18 protein-coding genes are annotated in these 21,657 nt (G+C 73.0%); 8 read left to right on the forward strand and 10 right to left on the reverse strand.

Going from position 1 to position 21,657, the window contains the following annotated elements:
* Positions 1–20: 20 nt before the first annotated feature.
* The gene (locus ABZS42_RS07620; protein WP_355143130.1) at positions 21–989 is read right to left on the reverse strand and encodes a phosphotransferase; all 969 of its coding nucleotides are present in this window, start codon (positions 987–989) and stop codon (positions 21–23) included.
* A gap of 285 nt (positions 990–1,274) precedes the next feature.
* On the opposite strand from ABZS42_RS07620, the gene ABZS42_RS07625 reads away from it, so the two are divergent.
* Positions 1,275–2,885 carry a ricin-type beta-trefoil lectin domain protein gene (locus ABZS42_RS07625; protein ID WP_355143131.1) on the forward strand — a complete coding sequence of 537 codons (1,611 nt, stop codon included), beginning with the start codon at positions 1,275–1,277 and terminating at the stop codon, positions 2,883–2,885.
* Positions 2,886–3,071: 186 nt separating this feature from the next.
* Here the strand turns inward: ABZS42_RS07625 and ABZS42_RS07630 are convergent, their stop codons facing one another.
* The 3 genes from ABZS42_RS07630 to ABZS42_RS07640 form a co-directional block, all read right to left on the reverse strand.
* The gene (locus ABZS42_RS07630; protein ID WP_355143132.1) at positions 3,072–3,500 is read right to left on the reverse strand and encodes a hypothetical protein; all 429 of its coding nucleotides are present in this window, start codon (positions 3,498–3,500) and stop codon (positions 3,072–3,074) included.
* An 84-nt stretch (positions 3,501–3,584) separates the two neighbouring features.
* Positions 3,585–3,953: a MerR family transcriptional regulator gene (locus ABZS42_RS07635; RefSeq protein WP_355143133.1), complete on the reverse strand. Its 369-nt coding sequence runs from the start codon at positions 3,951–3,953 to the stop codon at positions 3,585–3,587.
* Between the two features lie 21 nt (positions 3,954–3,974).
* The gene (locus ABZS42_RS07640; RefSeq protein WP_355143134.1) at positions 3,975–4,739 is read right to left on the reverse strand and encodes an SDR family oxidoreductase; all 765 of its coding nucleotides are present in this window, start codon (positions 4,737–4,739) and stop codon (positions 3,975–3,977) included.
* A 182-nt stretch (positions 4,740–4,921) separates the two neighbouring features.
* Here ABZS42_RS07640 and ABZS42_RS07645 point away from each other — a divergent pair, with 182 nt between their 5' ends.
* Both ABZS42_RS07645 and ABZS42_RS07650 read left to right on the forward strand, forming a co-directional pair.
* Positions 4,922–5,812, forward strand: coding sequence for a LysR family transcriptional regulator (locus ABZS42_RS07645; RefSeq protein ID WP_355143135.1), 891 nt, complete (start codon positions 4,922–4,924; stop codon positions 5,810–5,812).
* Positions 5,813–5,939: 127 nt separating this feature from the next.
* Positions 5,940–8,273 carry an alkaline phosphatase family protein gene (locus ABZS42_RS07650; RefSeq protein WP_355143136.1) on the forward strand — a complete coding sequence of 778 codons (2,334 nt, stop codon included), beginning with the start codon at positions 5,940–5,942 and terminating at the stop codon, positions 8,271–8,273.
* On the opposite strand, the gene ABZS42_RS07655 is transcribed toward ABZS42_RS07650, so the two are convergent.
* The 4 genes from ABZS42_RS07655 to ABZS42_RS07670 form a co-directional block, all read right to left on the reverse strand.
* Positions 8,218–8,799, reverse strand: a complete 582-nt coding sequence (locus ABZS42_RS07655; RefSeq protein WP_355143137.1) for a VTT domain-containing protein — start codon at positions 8,797–8,799, stop codon at positions 8,218–8,220. The genes ABZS42_RS07650 and ABZS42_RS07655 overlap by 56 nt on opposite strands.
* On the reverse strand, positions 8,796–9,584 hold the full coding sequence (locus tag ABZS42_RS07660; protein WP_355143138.1) for an MBL fold metallo-hydrolase: 789 nt from the start codon (positions 9,582–9,584) through the stop codon (positions 8,796–8,798). The genes ABZS42_RS07655 and ABZS42_RS07660 overlap by 4 nt, the downstream gene beginning before the upstream one ends.
* Positions 9,585–9,797: 213 nt before the next feature.
* Positions 9,798–11,009: a S8 family serine peptidase gene (locus ABZS42_RS07665; protein ID WP_355143139.1), complete on the reverse strand. Its 1,212-nt coding sequence runs from the start codon at positions 11,007–11,009 to the stop codon at positions 9,798–9,800.
* Entirely contained in the window at positions 11,006–11,689 is a 684-nt protein-coding gene (locus ABZS42_RS07670; protein ID WP_355143140.1) for a hypothetical protein, read from the reverse strand. Before ABZS42_RS07670 ends, ABZS42_RS07665 begins: the two co-directional genes overlap by 4 nt.
* A gap of 390 nt (positions 11,690–12,079) precedes the next feature.
* Here ABZS42_RS07670 and ABZS42_RS07675 point away from each other — a divergent pair, with 390 nt between their 5' ends.
* The 3 genes from ABZS42_RS07675 (at position 12,080) to ABZS42_RS07685 (ending at position 17,572) form a co-directional block, all read left to right on the forward strand.
* Positions 12,080–14,992 (forward strand): BTAD domain-containing putative transcriptional regulator, encoded by a 2,913-nt coding sequence (locus ABZS42_RS07675; protein ID WP_355143141.1) that lies wholly within the window; start codon positions 12,080–12,082, stop codon positions 14,990–14,992.
* A 249-nt stretch (positions 14,993–15,241) separates the two neighbouring features.
* A complete protein-coding gene (locus ABZS42_RS07680) occupies positions 15,242–16,441 on the forward strand; it encodes a serine hydrolase (RefSeq protein WP_355143223.1) in 1,200 nt (399 codons plus the stop codon).
* An 81-nt stretch (positions 16,442–16,522) separates the two neighbouring features.
* Positions 16,523–17,572 carry a zinc-dependent alcohol dehydrogenase family protein gene (locus tag ABZS42_RS07685; RefSeq protein ID WP_355143142.1) on the forward strand — a complete coding sequence of 350 codons (1,050 nt, stop codon included), beginning with the start codon at positions 16,523–16,525 and terminating at the stop codon, positions 17,570–17,572.
* Between the two features lie 54 nt (positions 17,573–17,626).
* Here the strand turns inward: ABZS42_RS07685 and ABZS42_RS07690 are convergent, their stop codons facing one another.
* Entirely contained in the window at positions 17,627–18,826 is a 1,200-nt protein-coding gene (locus ABZS42_RS07690; protein ID WP_355143143.1) for a citrate synthase, read from the reverse strand.
* A 68-nt stretch (positions 18,827–18,894) separates the two neighbouring features.
* On the opposite strand from ABZS42_RS07690, the gene ABZS42_RS07695 reads away from it, so the two are divergent.
* Positions 18,895–20,031, forward strand: a complete 1,137-nt coding sequence (locus ABZS42_RS07695; protein ID WP_355143144.1) for a citrate/2-methylcitrate synthase — start codon at positions 18,895–18,897, stop codon at positions 20,029–20,031.
* Between the two features lie 128 nt (positions 20,032–20,159).
* On the opposite strand, the gene ABZS42_RS07700 is transcribed toward ABZS42_RS07695, so the two are convergent.
* Positions 20,160–20,876, reverse strand: coding sequence for a YoaK family protein (locus tag ABZS42_RS07700; protein WP_355143145.1), 717 nt, complete (start codon positions 20,874–20,876; stop codon positions 20,160–20,162).
* 42 nt (positions 20,877–20,918) lie between these two features.
* On the opposite strand from ABZS42_RS07700, the gene ABZS42_RS07705 reads away from it, so the two are divergent.
* Complete coding sequence (locus ABZS42_RS07705) at positions 20,919–21,626, forward strand: GntR family transcriptional regulator (protein WP_355143146.1); 708 nt, start codon at positions 20,919–20,921, stop codon at positions 21,624–21,626.
* The last annotated feature ends 31 nt before the right edge of the window (positions 21,627–21,657 follow it).

The following is a 21,657-nucleotide window of genomic DNA, read 5'->3' on the forward strand; positions in this document are numbered from 1 at the left end:
CGTCAGGCGCCCGACATGCGTCACCGCTCGAAGGCCAGCGGGTACGCGCCCACCTTCGCCGCGAGCAGAGGTGAGTGCCTCCGGAGGTGACGGACCTGCCAGTCGAGGGTCGGCGGCGGGCCGGAACGCCGGACTCCGCCGTAGTGGCTCGCGAGCAGATCCTTGATCCCGATGAACAGCCACGCCCAGAACGCCGGCTGCACCAACGCCCATTCGCCGTCCGACAGGGGGCGCACCTCGTCGTAGCCCCGCAGGACGTCGTCGTGGTAGCCACGCCAGGACAACGCGAAGTCGGCCACCTGGTACGTGTGGTGGGTTCCCTCGAAGTCGACGACGCCGGTCAGCCGGCCGTCGTCGAACAACAGGTTCCAGGGAACGAAGTCGCCGTGGACGACGCTGCGCGGAGCGTTCACGACGGGATTGTCGGCGAACCACCGCAGCGCCGCGTCACGGTACGCCCGCAGCGCTCGCCCTTCCTCCGGGCGCGCGGCCTCGTGCATGCGCAGCCAGTGGCCCAGCACCGGATCGCGCACCAGCTCCGCCGGGCCGGTGAACCCACGCCGCTGGTCGACGATTCCGGTGGCCGCGGCGGACGCGTGGAGTTCGGCGAGCAGCCTTCCCCGGGCGCGTTCCTCGGCGGGCCTGTCCGCGTCGGCCGGGTTCGGCGATCGGCCGGGGAGGCGATGGAAGAGCACCCACGCGCCGCCGTCCACGGTCACCGGCTCCTCGGCGAGCTCCGGGGTCGGCCACCCCTGGGCACGCAACGCCGCCGCCACCCGCAGCGTGTAACGCCAGTCGGGAAAGCGCTGCGGTCGGAGGTGTTTGACCACGAACGGCCTGCCATCGCGGGTGACCGCCCACGTCCCCTTCCCGCGGTGCCCGAGCGCCGGCCCGGGCGTCAGTCGCCACCGCGCGCACACCTCGCGGTCGAGGCCGTGCTCCGCCTGCGATGAGTTCAGCGCGTCCCTGCTCCGCGTCGGCTCGGCCACTTCCGCACTCCCGTCTCGCGAACCGGCGGGCTCGCGGACGGATGCCCGCGGCGGTACCGCCGACCCGCACGCTGTTCGATGCCGGGTACCCAGCATGCCGACATTGATAGCGATGAGTTTACATGTAATGATTAACACAATTAACAGTTTGACCCGCCGTCCCGGCCGAGCGCCTGCCACCGATCAGGCCCGACAGCCCCCTCACCACCATTCGGTTTCCAGCGCGCGCCGGTCAGCGGCGGTTTTGTCCCGGATGTACCGCATCGCGGTGGGAAGGATCATGACATGGCGCGACGATCACCCGAACATCCACCCCGCCGGCACCGCACCCGGCTGGCCGCCGCGCTCGCCGCGGTCACCCTCGCCGTACCCGCGAGCACGATCGTCGGCGCCCCCACCGCGTACGCGGCCACCGTCGGCGCCATCGCCGGGTACGGCGGCAAGTGCGTCGACGTGGCCGGGGCCAGCTCCGCCAACGGCACCAAGGTGCAGCTCTGGACCTGCAACGGCACCGCCGCCCAACAGTGGACCGTCGCGGACGACGGCACCATCCGAGCGCTCGGCAAGTGCCTCGACGTCGCCGGCGCCGGCAGCACCAACGGCGCCGAGGTGCAGCTCTACGACTGCAACGGCACCGGGGCGCAGCAGTGGGCGGCCAGCGGTACCCAGCTGGTCAACCCCAACTCGGGCAAGTGCCTGGACGCGACCGGTCCCAGTTCCGCCGACGGCACCCCGTTGCAGATCTGGACCTGCACCGGTGCCCCGAACCAGAGCTGGGCGCTGCCCGGCGGCGGCACCACACCACCGCCGTCCGGTGACTTCACCCACCCCGGTGTGCTGGTCAGCCGCGGGCAACTCGATTTCATCCGCGGCCGGGTGCAGGCCGGCGCGCAGCCCTGGGCGTCGGCGTTCAACCAGATGACGAGCAGCCGCTACGCCTCGCTGTCACGCAACCCGGCACCGCGCCCGGTGGTCGAGTGCGGCTCCTACTCCAACCCCAACAACGGCTGCACCGACGAGCGCGAGGACGCGATCGCCGCGTACACCGACGCGCTCGCCTGGCACATCACCGGCGACAGCCGGTACGCCCAGAAGGCCATCCAGATCATGGACGCCTGGTCGGCGACGATCACCTCGCACACCGGCAGCAACGCCCCGCTGCAAACCGGATGGGCGGGATCGGTCTGGCCCCGCGCCGCGGAGATCATCAGATACACGTACAGCAGCTGGCCCAACGTCGACCGGTTCTCGAGCATGCTGCGCAACGTCTACCTGCCGGTGGTGCGCAACGGCTCCAACAGCAACGGGAACTGGGAGCTGACCATGATGGAGGCCGCCGTCGGCATCTCCGTCTTCCTTGAGGACCGGGCAGCCTACAACGCGGCGGTGACCCGGTTCCTCAACCGGACCCGCGCCTTCGTCTACCTGCCCAGTGACGGCCCCCTGCCGTACACGGTGCCCGGCAGCGGCCTGGACACCCCTGGCGAGATCATCGGCTACTGGCACGACCAGTCCACCTTCGTGGCCGGGCTCGCCCAGGAGACCTGCCGCGACTTCACCCACACCGGGTACGGCATCTCGGCGATCTCGCACGTCGCGGAGACCTCGCGGATCCAGGGTCAAGACCTCTACCCGCAGGTCGGTGAGCGGATACGGCACGCTCTCGGCTTCCACTCCCGATACCAGCTCGGCGAAGCGCCGCCGTCCTGGCTCTGCGACGGAAGCCTCGTCCGCGGTCTCGGTCCGATCACCGAGGTCGGCTACAACGCCATGGCCAACCGGCTGGGCAACGCGATGACCAACACGCGAACCCTCACGTTGCAGCAACGTCCCGCCGGCACCAACAACCTCTTCGTCGCCTGGGAGACCCTGACCCACGGCGACAACCCCAACTGAGGCGTACGTGGCGGGGCGTCGCGGGACGCCCCGCCACCCCGCCACGCGCCGCCCGCACCTACGCCTCCCCTGCCCGGTGCGGTGCGCGGCATTCGGCCGGCGATCCAGCCGGTGGCCCGCCCGGTGCGCCGCGCCCGCCGTGACGGCAGCGACCCGGCCGCAGGTCAGCGGGGGCGCGACCCGGCCTCACCCCTGCGGTCCGGGCAGGCGGGCCAGACCCTCGGTGACGGCGGCGCGCAGCAGGTCGCCGTAGTCGCCCGGTGGCAGCGCGGGCATGTGCTCGCGGGCCCGGTCGAACGCGACACGCGCCCGGTCGGGATCGCCGAGCCGCTCGTACGCGAGCCCCACGCCTACGTGCAGCGACGGGTAGAAGGCCGCCACGCGATCGTCACCGACCTTGTCCGCGCGCGCGAGCGCCTCCCGGTTCCAGCGCAGGATCTCCTCGGGGTCGCTCTGCTGGCGCGCCAGGTAGTGCGCCGCCACGCAAGCCTCGTAGTCGTCGCGGCTCGCGTCCCACGCCCGACGGAAGAGCGTACGGGCCGCGGCCGGCCGTCCCTCGGCCTCGGCGCGCATGCCGTCCTGGCACATCCGGAGCACCGGACTGTCGAGCTCCATCGCCCACTCCCTCATCTCGGTCAACGACGGGATCATGCGGACTCGACCAGCTCGAGAGTCAAGCCCGGCGGGAACCGTTCGTCATCAACACGACGTGGTGTCGCCGCCGACAGCGTCCCGCAGACCACGTGCGAGGTTGTCCCGGGCCGCGCTGAGCGCACGAATCCGCTCGTCGAGCAGGGCGAGCCTCCGCCGGGCGAGCGCGACGATGGCCGGAGCGGGCGCGGCGGCACGCAGGTCGCCGTCGAGGCAACGGCGGAAGTGGGCGACGTCGTCCAGGGTCAGCCCGGTGGAGAGCAGGTGACGGATGTTCCGCACCCGCACCACCGCCGCCGGATCGTATTCGCGGTAGCCGTTGGACGCGCGCCGGGACTCCAGCAGCTCCAAATCCTCGTAGAACCGCAGGGTCCTGGTGGACACACCGGTGGCCCGGGCCAGCTCGCCGATCCGCACGGCGTGAGGCTACCCGGGCGGTCAGGCGACGACCGCTCCGCCGTCGACGGGGATGACCACGCCGGTGGCGTACGCGGCTTCGGGCCGGGCCAGCTGGGTCATCCAGAAGGCGACCTCGTCCGGCTGGCCGATCCGACCGAGCGGCACGTGGGCGATCAGGGCGTCACGCAGCGCCGCTGCCTGCCCGGGTTCCAGACCCTGGTGTTGGGCGATCGGCGTGGCGATGGGCCCGGGTGCGACCGCCGCGACGCGGACTCCGTGCGGCGCGAACTGGACGGCCCACGTCCGGGTGAGCGTGTCCAACGCGGCCTTCAACGCCACGTACAGCCCGCCGTCCGGCATCGGCCACCCGCGCTGTCCGATGGCGGTGCTCACGTTGATCACCACACCTGCGTGCGTGGCCAGCTGCGGCAGCGCCGCCTGGGCGAGGAACATCGGCGCGAGCAGGTTCGTGGCGACCATCTGCCCGGCGGCCTGCCGACCGCTCGTGTCGTCCTGCGGCGTCCGTCGGACGACGGCGGCGTTGTTCACGAGTACGTCGACACGGCCGAAGTGGTCCAGGGCCGCACCGACGATCATCTCGGCGGCGCCCGGGGCGGCGACATCGGCGACGAGTGGGCGGACATCCGGCAGCCCCTGCGCCGTCTCGGCCAGCCGCGACGCCGTGCGACCCACGACGAGCACCCCGGCACCCTGGGCGGCGAACGCGCGGACCGTCGCCCGCCCGATGCCGGTACCTCCACCGGTCACGATCACTGCCTTGCCGTCGAACTGCGAACTCGTCATGGCGGCGACCGTAAACATTGACCCGTACGTCAAGGTCAAGTTCATCGCGGGCCTCACGCACGGCCCGGGCGGCGCCGCACGGGAGCCCGGCCGGGCGTGTTTCGTCGGCGCCGGCCGGCGACGGTGAGAGCGGCCAGCTCCGCCTGCCGGACCGGCCGCCGACCTGTGTGATCCTGGGCGGCGTGGAACTCAGACACCTGGAGTACTTCGTCGCGGTCGCCACGGAGCGCAGCTTCACCCGGGCGGCCAACCGGCTGCACGTCGTGCAGTCGGCGGTCTCCGCCGCGATCTCCTCGCTCGAGCGGGAACTCGGCTCGCCCCTGTTCGAACGCAGCGCCCAGCGGGTGGACCTGACCGAAGCGGGCGAGGCGCTGCTACCACAGGCGCGGGCCACCCTCGACGCGGCGCAGGCCGCCCGGGACGCGGTGCACGAGGTCGGCCAGGAACTACGCGGGACGGTGGTGGTGGGCTGCCTGACCGGCGTCGGCAGGATCGACTTCGCGGGTCTGCTCGGCGAGTTCCACACCCGCCACCCCCGGGTCGCGCTGCACCTTCGGGCCGCGACCTGGAACGGCTCGGCCGGCCTGGCCCGCTCGCTGGTCGACGGTGAGATCGACGTGGCGTTCCTCGGGGTGGGCCGCCGGCCCTTCCCGAACCTCGAGACACGGATGCTGGTGCCGGTGCCCCAGGTGCTCGTGGTGCCGGCCGGACACCGCCTGACCGAGCGGGACAGCGTGGTGCTCGCCGACGTGGCCGAGGAGACGTTCATCGACTATCCGCTCGGCTACGCCAACCGGACCACCAACGACCAGGCGTTCAGCGCCGCCGGGTTGGACCGGCACATCGCCATGGAGGTGGCCGACGTCACCGTCGCCGCCGACTTCGTCCGGCACGGGCTCGGGGTGGCGATCCTGCCGGTGCGGAACGTGCCGCCGGGGCCCGAGGTGACGGCGTTGCCGGTCACCGACCAGTCGCTGGAGTGGGCGCTGCACGCGGCGACGGCCACCGGGCGGCGGGTGAGCGCCGCAGCCGCCACCCTGCTCGGGATGGTCGACGGCCACCTCGAGCGTTGAACATTCCGGTCCCGCCGACGGACGGCGGGTGTGGGGGATCGTGCCGGACCGGGCGGAGCCTCGTACCGGTGTGACCCACTCCGCACGGGGAGGATCTTGATAGCTCGGATGTGGCATCGTGGCGAGGATGGATTCGCAGGTGGATGCCGGTAAGCGCCACCGGCTGCCCGAACCCGTCCGCATGGCCCTGCGGGTGCTGCGCGGCTACCGGCCAACCGGCGCACGGATACGCGCGCTGGTGCGCAGCATGGCGACCTCGTTCCTGGTGCTCAGCACCACACTCTGGCTACTGCCCGGGGTCACCGCGAGCGGGCTGGTCGCGATGCTGTGGCTGGTGGCGCTGGTCACGGCCGTCGGGGCGGTGCTGCGCCCGTTGCTGCTCGCCCTGGCCACCGCGCTCGGCGGGCTCGGCGCGCTCGCCATCGGCGTGGGCGTGCAGGCCCTCGTCATGTACGTGGCGCTGCGCCTCGACCCCGAGGCGCACGTCGCCGGTTTCGCCGTGGCGTTCATCGCCGCGTGGGTCGCCGTGGCGCTCGCCGCGATCGTCAACTGGCTCGCCGACGCCGGCACGGACGACACGTTCGTCAGCGAGATGCTGCGGCTGATGACCCGGGTGCGGCGGACGGCGGGCCGACGGCGACCCGCCCGACCCTGGCGGCGGTCCCGTTCCGCCGCTCCGCCCGCGGGCGGGAAGCTCTCGGAAGGGCTGCTCATCATCCAGCTCGACGGCGTGGCCGCACCGCTGGTGCAGTGGGCCGTACGGGCCGGCAACCTACCGACGCTCGGCCGCTGGTTGCGCTCGCGCAGCCACCGGATGACGCGCTGGCACACCGGGCTGCCGGCCACCACCCCGGCGGCCCAGGCGGGCCTGCTGCACGGGGACGTACGTCACGTGCCGGCCTACCGGTGGTACGAGAAGGCCACGGGTGACGCCTCCCCCGGCCGCCTCGTGGTGACCAGCCGGCCCCGGGACGCCGCCGACATCGAGCGGCGGCTCAGCACCGGCAGCGGACTGCTGCGCGACGGCGGTGTGAGCATCAGCACCGCCTTCTCCGGCGACGCCTCGACCAGCCTGCTCACCGTCAGCCGCGCCGGCCTGCCCGGCCGCTCCACCCCTGGCTACGCGGCGTTCATGACCAGCCCGTACGGTTTCGCCCGGGCTGTCGTACTCGGCGCGGGGCAGGTGCTGCGCGAGCTGCACGAGGCGCGACGGCAGCGGGTGCGCGGTGTGCAGCCCCGAGGTGACCGGCGCGGGTCGTACCTGGCGCTTCGCCCGCTGGCCAGCCTGCTCAACGACCTGAACGTCTCACTCATCGCCGAGCAGATGGCCCGTGGCGCCCCCGTGATCTTTTCTGACTTCGTCGACTACGACGAGGTGGCCCACCACGCCGGCCCGGCCCGGCCGGAGGCGATGGCGGCGCTCGAGGCGCTCGATCACACGCTCGGCATCCTGGAGCGGCTGGCCGGCGAGGCCGCCCGGCGCTACCACATCGTGGTGCTCAGCGATCACGGCCAGAGCCAGGGCGCCACCTTCCGCCAGCGGTACGGCGAGTCCCTCGCCCAGGTGGTGGCCCGGCTCGCAACTCCGCCGGCGACCGGGCCCGGCGCAGACGGCCGACCGGCACCCGCCGGCACGAGCGCCGAGGCGGCCGGACGGGTCGAGCAGTGGGGGCGGGTCAACACGCTGCTCACCGAGGTGGCGGGGCGGGGCGGCGTCACGGCCGCGGCCACCCGAGCCGCGATGCGGTCCGGACCCGGCGGGGAGGTGAGCCTCGGACCGGCCGACCAGGAGGAGGCGGCGATGCGTACGGACCCGCAGACCGTCGTGGTGGCCTCCGGCAACCTCGCCATGATCTACCTCGCCCACCACCCGGGCAAGCTGACACGTGAACGCATCGACGTCGTCGCCCCGGGGCTGATCGACGGTCTGGCCGCGCACCCCGGCATCGGGATGGTCGTCGTCGACTCCGCCACCGGGCCGCTGGCGGTCGGGCCACGCGGCTGGCACCGGCTGCGCGACGGACACGTCGAGGGCGACGACCCGCTGCTGCCGTACGGCCCGCGGGCCCGGCGGGACCTGCTGCGTCACCAGACGATGGAGCACGTCGGCGACCTGGTGGTGATCAGCGCGGTCGACCCGAGCCTGGAGGAGGTGGCGGCCTTCGAGGAACTGGTGGGCTGCCACGGTGGGCTGGGTGGCTGGCAGACCGAGGCGCTGCTCGTGCACCCCGCCGGCTGGACTCAGGACGGCGAACTGGTCGGACCGGACGCCGTACACCGGCAGTTGCTCGCGTGGTTGGGGCGACTGGGCCTGCGCCGCCCCGCCGACGGCGCGTCGTCCGGGCACCCGGGGCGCCCGGCGGACGCCGACCTGCCGGTCGTGCCCGAGCGGTCGGGCGTGCCGGTCATGGCCGCGCCGGCGGAGGCTCCGGCGCCGTCCGGCGCCGGCTCAGCCAGCTGAGGCCCTGGGTGACCAGGACGACGAGCAGGATCGCCGCGACCACGCTCTGCCACGGCTCGGGGAAGATGGCCCGGCCGACGACACCGATCGCCGCGTAGAGCACCGACCAGCTCAGGCTCGCCGGGGCGTTGGCGACCGCGAAGCGCCGCCAGGTCAGCCCGGCGACCGCTCCCGCGAGCAGCACCGGCACCCGACCGCCGGGTATCAGCCGGGACACCAGCAGCAGCGATACGCGCCCCTCACGCACCCGGGCGGAAATCCGGTCGAACCGCTGCGGCTCCCGCAGCCACCGCAGGCGCCGGGCGATGCGTTCACCGCCCCAGAGCAGCACCAGGTAGGTGGCCAGATCACCGATGTACGCGCCGACTGCGCCGGCGGCCACCACGAGGACCACGGTCAGCGGGTGCTGGTGGGCGGCGAGCGCGGCCGCGCCGCTGACCGCCGCGCCGGTCGGCACCACCGGAACGACCGAGCCGAACAGCACCACCAGGATCAGCCAGCCCAGTGCGCCGAGCGTCGCCGTCATGAGCGGGTGATCGTGCAGGACTCGCCCGGATCCAGCACCCGCACCCGGGTGCCGGGCGAGACGACACCGGCGTGGCGGGCGAAGTCCATTCCCGGCGGCAGGAACCGGTCGGGCCGGATCAGGTCGCAGCCCAACGGCCAGAACGTGCCGTAGTGGATGGGCACCGCCCAGGCTGCCGCCGCCCGCCGTACCGCCTCGGCGGCGCGGGCCGGGTCGAGGTGGCCGGGGCCGAGCGTCGGCCCCCACCCGGCGACGGGAACGAGCGCCAGGTCGAGCGGGCCGAGTTTGCCCATCTCGTCGAAGAGACCGGTGTCGCCGGCGTACCAGGTACGGGCGGCGCCCTGCAGCAGGTAGCCCAGGGCGGGCGCGCGGTGCCGGGACCAGGGGCCGCGGCTAGCGTCGTGGGCCGCCGGCACGGCGGTGACCCTGACCTGGCCGATCGTGGTCGTCTCGCCGACGGCCAGCTCCACGCACCGGTCGGTGGCGGCGCCGAGCGCCCGCCGGACCAGCCGCGCCGCCCCGGCCGGCACCACCAGGGTGGGATCGCCGGGCAGCCGGCGCAGCGACGCGAAGTCCAGGTGGTCGGCGTGCAGGTGTGACACCAGCACGGCGTCGGGCGCTCCCGGCAGCTGCGGCGTAGGCCCGCGGCGACGTCGTAGGTGGGCGAGCCGGTCCCGCAGCAGCGGATCGGTCAGCAGCCGGGTGCCGGAATCCTCGATCCACACGGTGCTGTGCCCGTGCCAGGTCACGCGCACCGCGGCACCACCCGTACCCGTCTCGGTCACGCCTGCCACCGTATCCGACCTGCTTCTCCGGCCCGGCGGGGGCGTTGCCGCGCGTTCGCCGGAGCGCCGCCGCCGGCCGCGCGACGAGGCGGGGTGGACAGGGCACGTCGTCAGGCGGCCAGGTTCAGCGTTCGCCTGCCGTTGCGCTGCCGTGGGTCGTCGGAGCCGCAGTAGCCGGCGTCGGCGAGCATCCGGCGCGCGGCGCAGTGCGGGTCACCACTGCGGCGGAGGTGTCCCGGCCGCGAGCGGGCCCGGCGAACGTCGGCGGGCCCGCCGGCCGGCGCGTACGAGCAGCACTCCCCCGAGGATCATTCCCAGAGCGACGAGACCCAGGACGCCGGCCACCACCAGCACGGTCACGTCGATCGGCTGGCCGACCCGCCGGGGCGTCTCGTCATCACCGGGACCGAAGTGCCCACCCGCGCCTTCGGCGTTCACCGGCAGGACGTACGGCTGCGCTTTGACCTTTCCGGCCGCGCGCAGCGCCTTGGCCGCGTTCACAACGCCGTAGCCGGTCTTCGGGTCGTGCCGGCCGGCGTGCGAGGCGGTGTCTTGGAGAAGGTCTGCGACCTGCCGCGGGGCCAGCTTCGGGTACTTGGCGACGATCAGCGCGGCGACGCCCGCGATGAGCGCGCCCGCCGGCGAGGAACCCTGTTCGGACACCCGCCCCTTCGACCTGACGTCGGCGCCCCAGATGTCGACGCCCGGAGCGGCCACGTCCACGTACGAGTGCACCGTCGAGAAGTCGGCCCGCCCGCCCGACGGGGTGCTGGCGGCCACGCCGATCACGCCGGGATAGCCGACCGGGTAGGCGACCAGGTTCTGCCCGTCGCCGTCGTTGCCGGCCGACGCGACGACCACGACCCCCTTGGAGAGGGCGTACTGGATGGCCTGCGCCTCCTCCTCGTCGTACGGGGTGAACGGGCTCTCCGTGCCGAGCGAGAGTGAGATGACCCGTGCGCCGTGGTCGGCCGCGTACCGGACGGCGTTCCGCAGCGCGTGCGCGGTCTGCGGGTTCGGGCTCGCCAGGTTCTGCTCCCAGCTCTGGTAGTCGGGGTCCTCGCGGTCCCGGATCGCCCGCAGACCGAGCACCTTCGCCTTCGGCGCGACGTCGAGGACGTTGGAGGCCATCGACGTGCCGTGCGAGCCGTACCAGGACTCCTTCTGATCGCTCTCCCCCAGGAAGTCGGGCCCCTCGGTGGCGCGGTCGGCGATGACCGGGTGGTTCGTCCGGATGCCGCTGTCGATCACCGCGACGGTGATCCCCTCACCCTTGCTGATGTCGTGCGCCTTCGGCACCGACAGGGCGCTGAGCTCCCAGCCCTTGCCCGCCGCGTGTGCCGGGGCGGCCGGCGCGACGAGAGCGCCAGCGACGCAGAGCGCGACGGCGGCGCGCGACACCGCCCGGAACTCCCCCGCCCTCATCGGCCGTTCGCCAGGTTGTCGAAGCTGCGGGCGAACGCGCCGACGACTTCGTCGGCGACGCCCTGGAACAGCTTCTGCTCGGCACGGCCGCTGATGGCCCACTCCCCGGGTAGCTTTCCGTACTGACGAGCGTGCAGGGGGCCGACGGTGACGGCCGCCACGTACGGCGGCGAGTTGGTGTCGAGCCCGACGGACCTCGCCCGACCGGCGTACGCGAGTTTGCGATTCCAGGCTGCGGCCGCGGTGCCGGGCACCGCCAGCGGGACCACCATCGGTGCGTTCTCCGAGCTGAACTCTTCCTCGATCTCGGTCGCCTGCTGGTACGAACCGACCACACAGAGCGCGACGGTGGCGGCCATGTCACCGCCGATGTGCACGTACGTCGCCCGCAGCACACTGACGCACCCCTGCGCGACCACCGCCTCGGTGAGCTTGTCGGCCAGCACCCCGCGGCAGTCCTTCTGCTCGGCAATGCCCTGCCGGGACCACCCTGGCGGCTGCTCCAACACCACCGTGGTGTCCTTGAGGAAGTCCGGGAAGACCTCGTCGGTGCGCAGGTTGTGCCAGGCGACCGCGGCGAACGCGTCGTTGCCGGTCTGGATCCGGTGGTTCTTGACAACCACGAACGTCGCCACCCCGGCGAGCAGCAGGGGTACCACGCCGAAGGCTGCGGCCAGCATTCCGAAAACCACACGCTTGCGACCGCGTGGCCGGCCCGCGCCCGGCGGTGCCTGCTGCGGGGGGTACGCACCCGCGAACGGTGGTGGTGCGGACGGCGGCGGTGGGTACGCACCCGCGAACGGTGGCGGTGCAATCGGCTGGGCCGCGTAGGGTGCCGGCGGTCCGGCCGGCTGCGCGGCGGGCGCTGGCCCGGGCGGACCGTACGCGGTTCCACCGTGCGGGTAATACGGCGTGGGTGGCTGTGACACGAAGAAGGCCTTCCCGCCCCGCCCCGGGGGCTGGGCACTACCGGATTCATCTGTGGAACCCGGCGACCCTGGCACCCGACGCTTGCCAACGCCTTGCCATCGGCCCGCCAACGCGGTCCGACGCGGCTGTCGCGTACCTCTATGATCTTGCGAATGGAGTTCCGGCTGCTGGGTCCGGTGGAGCTGTACACCGACGACGGGCAGTTGGTCTCCCTCCAGCGTCGCCAGGAACGGCTGATGCTCGCGGTGCTCCTACTCGATCCCGACCGGGTGGTCAGCGCCGAGCGGCTCGTCAGCGTGCTCTGGGGACAGCGACCGCCGGCAACCGCCAGGGCGACGCTGCAGGCACTGATCTCGCGCGTACGCAAGGCGGTGCGGGTCGCGGCCGGCCCGAGTGCCGACGGACAGGTCCGCCTGCTTGCACTCGGGGAGGGCTACCGGCTGTCCGTGCCGTCGGAGTCGGTGGACCTGCACCGCTTCCAGCGGATGGTCGAGGGGGCTCGGATCCTCACCGACCCGCGGCGGCGCTCCGCGCACCTCACCGCCGCGCTCGACCTCTGGCGTGGACCGGCGCTCGCCGACGCCGCCACCGGTACCGTCCGGGAAAGGCTCTGCGGCGGTCTCGAGGAATCGCGCCTGACGGCACTGCTGGACCGGATCGACGCCGACCTCGCCGCCGGCCGGCACCGTGAACTCGTGTCGGAGCTCGCAGAACTCGTCGTCGACCATCCCCTGCAGGAACGGCTGCACGGCCAGCTGATGCTGGCGCTCTACCGCAGCGGTCGTCGCGCGGACGCGCTCGCCGCGTACCGGAATGCCCGTCGGCTGCTCGTCACCGAAGTCGGCCTGGAGCCCGGACCGCCGCTGCGCGGCCTCCACGCGGCGGTGATCGCGGACAGCCCGGGGCTCGACCCCGCCTTCGGGCCCGGGTCCGGTGCGGCGGTGACCACGTCGGCATCCGGGACGGGGCCGAGCACCGCGTCCGGGACGCCCGGTCGGGCCGGCAGCGCTCGGGAAGTGGCGCCGCCGCTGGCCGTCGTCCCCGCGCAGCTGCCCGCCGGGGTGGCGGCGTTCGTCGGTCGTACGGCGTACCTGTCCCGGTTGGACGCGCTGCTGCCCGACGGGGCGGACGAACGCAACGATCCGACGATCGTCACGATCACCGGCACGGCGGGCGTCGGGAAGACCTCGTTGGCGCTGCGCTGGGCCCACCAGGCCCGCCGTTCGTTCCCCGACGGGCAGCTGTACATGGACCTGCGCGGGTTCGACCCGGAAGCGACATCGGCGAGCCCCTCGGAGGTGTTGCACGCCTTCCTGCACGCGTTGCAGGTGCCGGCGCAGCGGATTCCGGCGATGCCGGCCGCGCAGAGCAGCCTCTTCCGCAGCCTGCTCGCCGACCGGCGGATGCTGATCGTGCTGGATAACGCACAGAGCGCCGATCAGGTCCGACCACTCCTGCCCGGCGCGGCAGGGTCCATGGTCGTGATCACCAGTCGGAACCGGCTCAGTAGCCTCACGGTGATCGAGGGCGCCCATCCGATGCACGTGGACCTGCTCACCACCGGGGAAGCGCGCAAGCTGCTGGCGAACCGGCTCGGCGCCGAGCGGGCCGGCGCCGAGCCCGACGCGGTCGACGAGATCATCTCCCACTGCAGCCGGCTGCCGCTCGCCCTGGCCATCGTGGCCGCACGCGCCGCCGCGAACCCCGGATTCCCGCTCGCCGTCATAGCGAACGAGCTGCGGGCCGCCCGTGGTGGGTTGGACGCGTTCGACGGTGATGAGACGTTCACCGGCGTCCGCGCGGTCTTCTCCTGGTCGTATCGGGCGCTCGATCCGCGGGCCGCGCGCCTGTTCCGTCTGCTCAGCTTGCACCCGGGGCCGGACATCGCCGCCCCGGCCGCCGCGAGCCTCGCCGGCGTCCCGGTCCGGGAGGTTCGACCGCTGCTGGCCGCGCTGATCGGGGCGCACCTGCTCTTCGAGCAGAGTCCCGGCCGGTACGGATCCCATGGACTCCTGCGGGCGTACGCCACCGAACTGGCGTCCGTGCACGAGGCGGCGGCCGAACGCGCACAGGCACAACGCCGCCTGTTCGACCACTACCTGCACACCGCTGACCTCGCCAACCGGCTGCTCTACCCGGGCCAGCAGTTGATGTCGCTGGCCGCGCCCGGTCCCGGAGTCGCGGTGGCCGATCTCGCCGTGCCGCCGCAGGCGGTCGCCTGGTTCGCGAGCGAGCAGCGGGTGCTGCTCGGCGTGATCAACCAGGCGGCCGAGAACGGCTTCGACCGACACACCTGGCAGCTGGCCGGGATCCTGACCACGTTCTTCCACCGGTGCGGGCTCTGGCACACCATGGCGGCCACCCAGCAGACGGTGGTCACGGCGGCGAGCCGGATCACCGATTCGGCGGGCCGGGCCCACCTGCACCGCAGCCTGGCTGTCGCGATCGCCGCACTGGGCCGCGACGACGACGCCCAGGCACATCTGGAATTCGCGCTGGACCAGTTCCGCGAGCTGGGCGACTCGAACTCTCAGGCCGACACCCACATGGGGCTGGTCTGGGTGCACGGGCGGCTGGGTCAGCCCGAGCTGGGCCTGTACCACGCCGAGCAGGCGCTGGCGCTCTGGCGGAAGACCGGTCAGCAGTCCGGCGAGGCGAACGCCCTCAACAACATCGGCTGGTGGCACGCCCATCTCGGCCACTACCGGCAGGCGCTGGCCTACTGCGGGGAGGCTCTGACCCTGCACCGCGAGATCGGGGACGACCGGCACGGCGAGGCCGTGACGCTGGACAGCCTCGGGCTCATCCACCATCACCTCGGTCAGCACGACCACGCCGTCGCGTTGTACGAGCAGGCGCTCGAGCGCTACCGCGAGGTGAGCAGCCGCTACTACGAGAGCAGGACGCTGACCCGGCTCGGCGAGCTGCACCTGGCGGCCGGCGATCCGGCGCTCGCCCGCCGGACCTGGCGGAAGGCCCTGGCCATCCTCGACGAACTCACCCACCCGGACGCCGACCAGCTCCGCGACCGGCTCGCCGCACTACCCGAGTGACCTCCGGACGGGTGGGCCGCACGGCACTCGGGTGGGTGGAGTGCTGCGCCCGCTGTCGACACGTCGGATGACATCGGTCGGCACCACGCCGGTCTGCGCACCGGGTCGCCGCAGCATGAAGGCATGGGTCAGGTCCGGCTACTCGTACAGGCGATCCAGCACGGTGTGCGGCAGGGGCCGAAGGCACTACTTCCTTCATTCGCCCCGTGTCCGGCGAACGCTCGATTACCGTACGTAAGCGTGACCACCATTCGGGTTACCCTCGTGGCGCTCGGCGCCATTCTGGCCCTGCCCGCCGTCGCGATCACGCCACCGGCGCGGGCGGCCGCGGCGCCGTACGTGCCCTGTCCGGCGGTTAAGCCGCCGACACCGGCACCGGCCGCCCCGTCTCCGCCGCCGGTCGACCCCGCTCAGCGCGCGGTCGGCGGCGAGGCCCTCGCGACCGCCGGGCTCGCGATCCCGTCCGGCGCGCCTAAGGCGCCGGCGGTCACCGCCACCTCGTGGCTCGTGGCCGACCTCAAGACCGGCGAGGTCCTGGGCGGGTGCGGGCCGCATGAGCACCGGACACCGGCCAGCGTGCAGAAGCTGCTGCTCGCCGCCACGCTGATGCCCCGGCTCGACCCGACCCGGGAGGTGGAGGTGGCGCGGTCCGACCTGCGCGACCTCGATCCGGAGAGCTCGCTGATGGGGGTACGAGCGGGTGGCCGGTACACCGTCGAGGACCTGTGGCTGGGGTTGCTGCTCTGCTCGGGCAACGACGCGGCCAACGTGCTCGCCCGTGTCGGCGGCGGCAGCGCCGGGAGGCAGGGTGGCGTCGACGCGATGAATGAGGAGGCCCGCCGGCTGCGGGCGTACCAGACGCACGCGGCGACCCCCTCCGGCCTCGACGGCCCCGGTCAGTACACGAGCGCGTACGACCTGGCGTTGATCGCACGTGCCACGTTCGCCCGCGAGGACTTCCGGCGGTACATGGCGACCGAGGTGGCGCGGATACCGGCGCGTTCCGGAAGCCCGGCCTTCCAGATCACGCACGACAACACGTTGCTCGGCCACTACCCGGGCACGCTGGGGGGCAAGACGGGCTTCACCGACCTGGCGCGGCAGACGTACGTCGGGGTGGCCGAACGCGGCGGCCGGCGGCTCGCGGTCACCCTCCTGGGCGCGGAGACCGCTCCGCTGGGCAGTCTGGGTGAGGCGACGGCGCTGCTCAACTGGGGTTTCGCGCTTCCGCGTGGCGCGTCCGTCGGCCACCTGGTGGCGCCGGAGGAGAAGAAGTACGACCAACCCGTCGTGCCGGTGAAGGGCGAGCGGGAGGAGGAGACGGCCGAGCCCACCTCGTTGCTGCTGCCGGTCGGCCTCGGTCTCGGCGGCGTGTTCGTCCTGACCGTCGCCCTGGTGGTGATCCCGTGGCGGCGCAGGGCCGGCCGATCGAGGTCCGACCGGCGGTAAGGATCGCGCCGAAACGGCGCGACATGGCCGCCGGCGGGGCCGAGTGTGCCGACCGTTGCCCGGGCATGTGAGGATCCGCGCATGCGTGCGGTGATCTTCGACGAGTTCGGTGCCCGGCCCGAGGTGCGCGATGTTCCCGATCCGGTGCCGCCGCCGGGGGGCGTGGTGGTCAGGGTGGAGGCGACCGGGCTGTGCCGCAGCGACTGGCACGGCTGGCAGGGGCACGATCCCGACATCCACGCGCCGCACGTGCCCGGCCACGAGTTCGCCGGCGTCGTCGAGGCGGTCGGTGCCGGCGTACGCGGGTGGCGGCGCGGCGACCGGGTGACCGCGCCGTTCGTGTGCGCGTGCGGGCACTGCCCGGCCTGCCTCGCCGGTGACCAGCAGGTGTGCGAGCGGCAGACCCAGCCGGGCTTCACGCACTGGGGATCGTTCGCCGAGCACGTCGCGGTGCACGACGCGGAGGTCAACCTGGTCCGGCTCCCCGACGACCTGGGTTACCCGGCCGCAGCGGCCCTCGGCTGCCGCTTCGCCACGGCGTTCCGGGCGGTGGTGGCGCAGGGGCGCGTCGCCGCCGGCGAGTGGGTGGCCGTGCAGGGCTGCGGCGGCGTCGGCCTCTCCGCCGTAATGATCGCCGCGGCGTGCGGCGCGCAGGTCGTGGCGGTGGACGTCTCCCCCGCGGCCCTGGAGCTGGCCCGACGCTTCGGAGCCACGGTCTGCGTGGACGGCAGCGCCCTCACCGGCCCCGGGGCGGTGGCCGCCGCCGTTCGGGAGGCCACCGGCGGCGGCGCCCACCTCTCGCTGGACGCGCTGGGCAGTCACGCCACCTGCGTCGCGTCGATCGAGAGCCTTCGCCGGCGCGGGCGGCACGTGCAGGTCGGGCTGCTGCCCACCGCTCAGGGGCGCCCGGCGCTGCCGATGGATCTGGTGATCGCGTACGAGCTGGAGCTGCGCGGCAGCCACGGCATGCCGGCGCACGCCTATCCGGAGCTGCTGCGGCTGGTCAACGCCGGCGTGCTGCGCCCCGCCGACCTGGTCACCCGCACGATCGGCCTGGACGAGGTGCCCGAGGCGCTGACCACCATGGACCGGCCGGGCTCCGGCGGGATGTGTCTCATCCGGCCCTGGTGATCGTTCCGTGGTCCACCACCTGAGCCGGGCGGGTGTCGATGTCCGGCGTCGGGTTCACACCGACATCGGCGGTGGTCCGACGTAGCCGCTGCTCCACCGGAACCGGTTGCTCGGCTGGGCGTACTCCTCGACGATGTGCGCGACCCAGCCCGCGGTGCGGGCGATCGCGAAGATCACCTCGGCCGCGCCGGGACCCATGCCGGCCGTGTGTGCCAGTACGGCGACGGCGAAGTCGACGTTGGGCCGGCTGCCCCGCCGTACCGCGGTGGTGAGCAGGGCGTCCACGGCACGGCGCAACTCGTCGGGTCCCGGCAGCGGAGCCACCAGGTCGAGGAGAGCGGCCGCGCGCGGGTCGCCGTCCGGGTAGAGCGGATGCCCGAATCCGGGCAGGCCGCCGGTGCGCAGCGATTCGGCGATCGCGGCCGCGGCCCCGTCCCGCAGTGCCGACTCGATCATCCGGTGGACCGTCCCACCCACGGCGCCGTGCATCGGCCCGTCCAGCGCGCCCAGGCCGGCCAGCACCGCGGCGTACGGGTTCGCGCGGGTCGATGCCGCCACCCGTACCGCGATGGTCGAGGCGGCCAGGTCGTGATCGGCGAGCAGGACGAGGGCGGCGTTGAGCGCCCGGAGGCCATCAGCGGTCGCCGGCTCCCGGGTCAGCCGGGGCCAAAGGCGCGCCGCCAGGCTGTCGTCCGCGACCGTCTGCCCGGCGAGGGGCAGCGCGTCGACCATGGTGGCCAGCAGGCCGGGCGCCAGCGCAGCCACGGTGGCCGGTGCCAGGTCGAAGCGGAGCGGATCCATCGCGGCCGCGAGCGCGACGACCACCGGAAGCCGGTCGAAGGTGCGAGCGTGCTCCGGCAGGTGCGCGCTGGCTCGTCTCGCACCTTCGACCGTCTCCGGAGCGGCCACGAAGCCTTCGCCGCGTCGCTCCCCGGTCCAGAGCCACCGGGCGACCTCTTCGAACGGGGTCACCGGGGCGAGCTTCGCGACGTCGACTCCCCGGTAGTGGAGCCGCCCGTAGGCGATCAACGTGGTGGCGGTCCGCATCGTCGCGGCGGTTTCCCGATCCGGCCGCGTCGCCTGGGTGCGGGCGGCCAGCCGCTCGACGTCGGCCAGCCGGAAACGGCTGATCCGCTCGCCGGGGACCTTGATCCGGGCAAGCAACCCTCGGCTGACGTACGCGTAGATCGTCTCTGGCTTGATGCGCAGGCGGTGGGCCACCTCGGCGGTTGTCAGCAGCTGATCTTCCGGCATGTGGTCATGCTCTCATCTTGACTGGATCAATGTTGACCGGGTCGCCCGGTGGACGTGAGGCTGCCCGCATGGCTGACACCACCATCACCGTTCCCCGGGGCCTCGCCGGCGTCGTCGTCACCGACACCACGATCGGCCGCGTCCGTGGCCGTGAGGGCTTCTACCACTACCGGCAGTACTCGGCGATCGACCTCGCCGAACGCCGCACACTCGAGGACGTCTGGGCGCTTTTGATCGACGGCTCCCTGCCGGCGGAGCCGAAGGCCCTGCATCGGGAGATCGCGCCGCTGCGGCACGTACCGCCGGCGGTCGCCGCCGCGCTGCCCGGCATCGCCGCCGCCTGCTCGTCACCGGATCCCATGGGTGGGCTGCGTGCCGCGCTCGCGGTCGCCGGGCTCGCCGCCGGCGCCCGCCCGCTGTACGACACCTCGCCGGCCGAGCGCCGGGCGCAGGCCATGGCGCTCTGTGCGCTCACGCCCACCCTGCTCGCGGCGCTGTACCGTCTGCGGGCCGGTCTGGAGCCGATCGCGCCGCGCGACGACCTGCCGCACGCGGCCAACTACCTATACATGATCAGCGGTGTGGAGCCGTCCGAGCCGCAGGCGCGTGCCATCGAGCGTTACCTCATCGCGACCGTGGACCACGGCTTCAACGCCTCCACGTTCACGGCGCGGGTCATCGCCTCCACCGGCGCCGACCTGTACGCGTGCATCGGCGGCGCGCTCGGCGCGCTCTCCGGCCCCCTGCACGGCGGCGCCCCGAGCCGGGCCCTCGACACCCTCGACGCGATCGGCACCGTCGACCGAGCCGACGCCTGGTTGCGCGCGCGCATCATCGGCGGTGAGCGGATCATGGGATTCGGGCACCCGATCTACCGCACGGAGGACCCCCGGTCACGGATGCTCAAGGGCATCGCGCGGGAGCTCGGCGGAGACCTGGTGGACTTCGCTGTGGCGGTCGAGGAGCGGGTGCTGTCGCTGCTGGCGGAGCTCAAACCCGGGCGGGAGCTGCACACCAATGTGGAGTACTACGCGGGCGTCGTCATGCAGCTGTGCGGCCTGCCCCGGGAGATGTTCACGCCCACCTTCGCGACCAGCCGGGTCATCGGCTGGTGCACGAACGTGCTGGAGCAGGCGGAGGACTCGAAGATCATCCGGCCGGACTCGCGGTACGTGGGTCCCCGCGCGCCGCAGCCACTGCCCTGAGACCGCCGAGCCGATCGAGGCGCCCCGGCGGTGATCGGGCGGTCGCCACCCGTACACGCGGCGACCGCCCGGTACGCGGAGTCCTCGCTGCCCCGGCCGCAGCGTGGACATCGCCTGGCCCCGCGGGCCTAATCGGTGAACCGCGAGGCCACGGCGATGACGAGCAGCAGCGGCGCGATCAGCAGCACCGGCGCCCACGCGGTCAGGTGGAGCGCGACCAGGGCGCCGACGGCCGCACCGGCCATGAGGGCCAGCAGGACCTGGGCCTTCGGTCGCAGGATGGGCCAGGGGCTTCGGGCGGCGACTCCGCCGATCAGGCTCGTGAGGGTGCCGGTCAGGTAGGTGGAGGAGAGACCCGGGACGCCGAACCGCTGGATGGCGCTGCTCTGCACGCCGAGCGCCGCCGCCGACAGCATCAGCAGCATGAGGTCGACGCGTTCCGAGTGTTCGGGAAGGTTGACCTCCCAGACGACGAGGAAGACGACGAACAACAGCAGTTCCAGGATGAGCGCCCGGTTGACCCGGCGCGGCCACACCGGATCGTCCGGTTGCGCGGAACCGGCGAGCCGGGCGCCCGCGAGGACACCGGCGATGAAGCTCAGGATGGCGCAGCCGGAGGTCACGGCGAGTTCGGCGTTGCCCCGGCCCGCCGAGAGGCCCAGCAGGACCATGTTGCCCGTCATGACGCTGGAGAAGGCGCCGCCGAGGGAGAGGAAACCGACGGCGTCGGCGCTCCCGGTCAGAAAGGTGAGTACGACGACGAGGGCGTGTCGTCGCCGCAGAAGATCGGCCGGCACCGTCGTGGCGACGCGGGGGCCTTTGACGTCTCGCTCTGTTCTCGGCACTGTCGACTGCCCTCCACAGATTGTTCTTCGTATACGCTTCGCGTGGACGTTCACGGAGAGGCGGTCGGGTTGGCTGGAGACCTGCGGGGCAAACTCGGTGCTCAACACCTGCCGCTACGCGACCAGGTCCTCGTCGCGCTGCGGACCGCCATCATCAACGGCGACTACCTCCCCGGCGAGCGACTCACCGAGGACCGGCTGGCCGAGGACTTCGGCGTTTCCCGTAACCCGGTCCGCGAGGCGTTGCGGGTCGCGGAGGCGGAAGGTTTCGTCGTGATCCTGCCGCGGCGCGGGGCGGTGGTCGCCTCCCCGAGCAGCGGCAACGTCGCGGACATGTTCGCCGTCCGCGAGCGGCTGGAGGCGTTGGCCGCCCGGCTGGCGGCCGAGCGGGCGACCGCGGCGGACGTGGCCGCGCTGCGGGCGCTGCTGGACGAGGGTCGTGAGGCGACGCAACGGCAGGACCTGCGCCGGGTCGCCGAGCTGAACAGCGCCCTGCACCTGCGGATCCTCCAGATCAGCGGCAACCCCTGGCTGTCGTCGATCGCCAAGGCGCTGTACCTCCATGTTCAGTGGGTCTTCCGGCTGGGTGCCGCGGAACGGGCCCCGCACTCGTGGGCCGAGCACATCCAGCTGGTCGACGCGATCGAGTCCGGTGACGGCGAGCGGGCCGAGCTGGCGGCTCTCGCCCACCTCGGGGCCGCCTACGCGGCGGCGCACGAGAACGCCGAGGGCGGCTACCAGGCCCGCTGACCGTAGGGCCTGTCTCACAGGACCGTGCCCG

Origin of the sequence: Micromonospora sp. NPDC005367 (assembly GCF_040606825.1) — a bacterium.
GTDB lineage: Bacteria > Actinomycetota > Actinomycetes > Mycobacteriales > Micromonosporaceae > Micromonospora.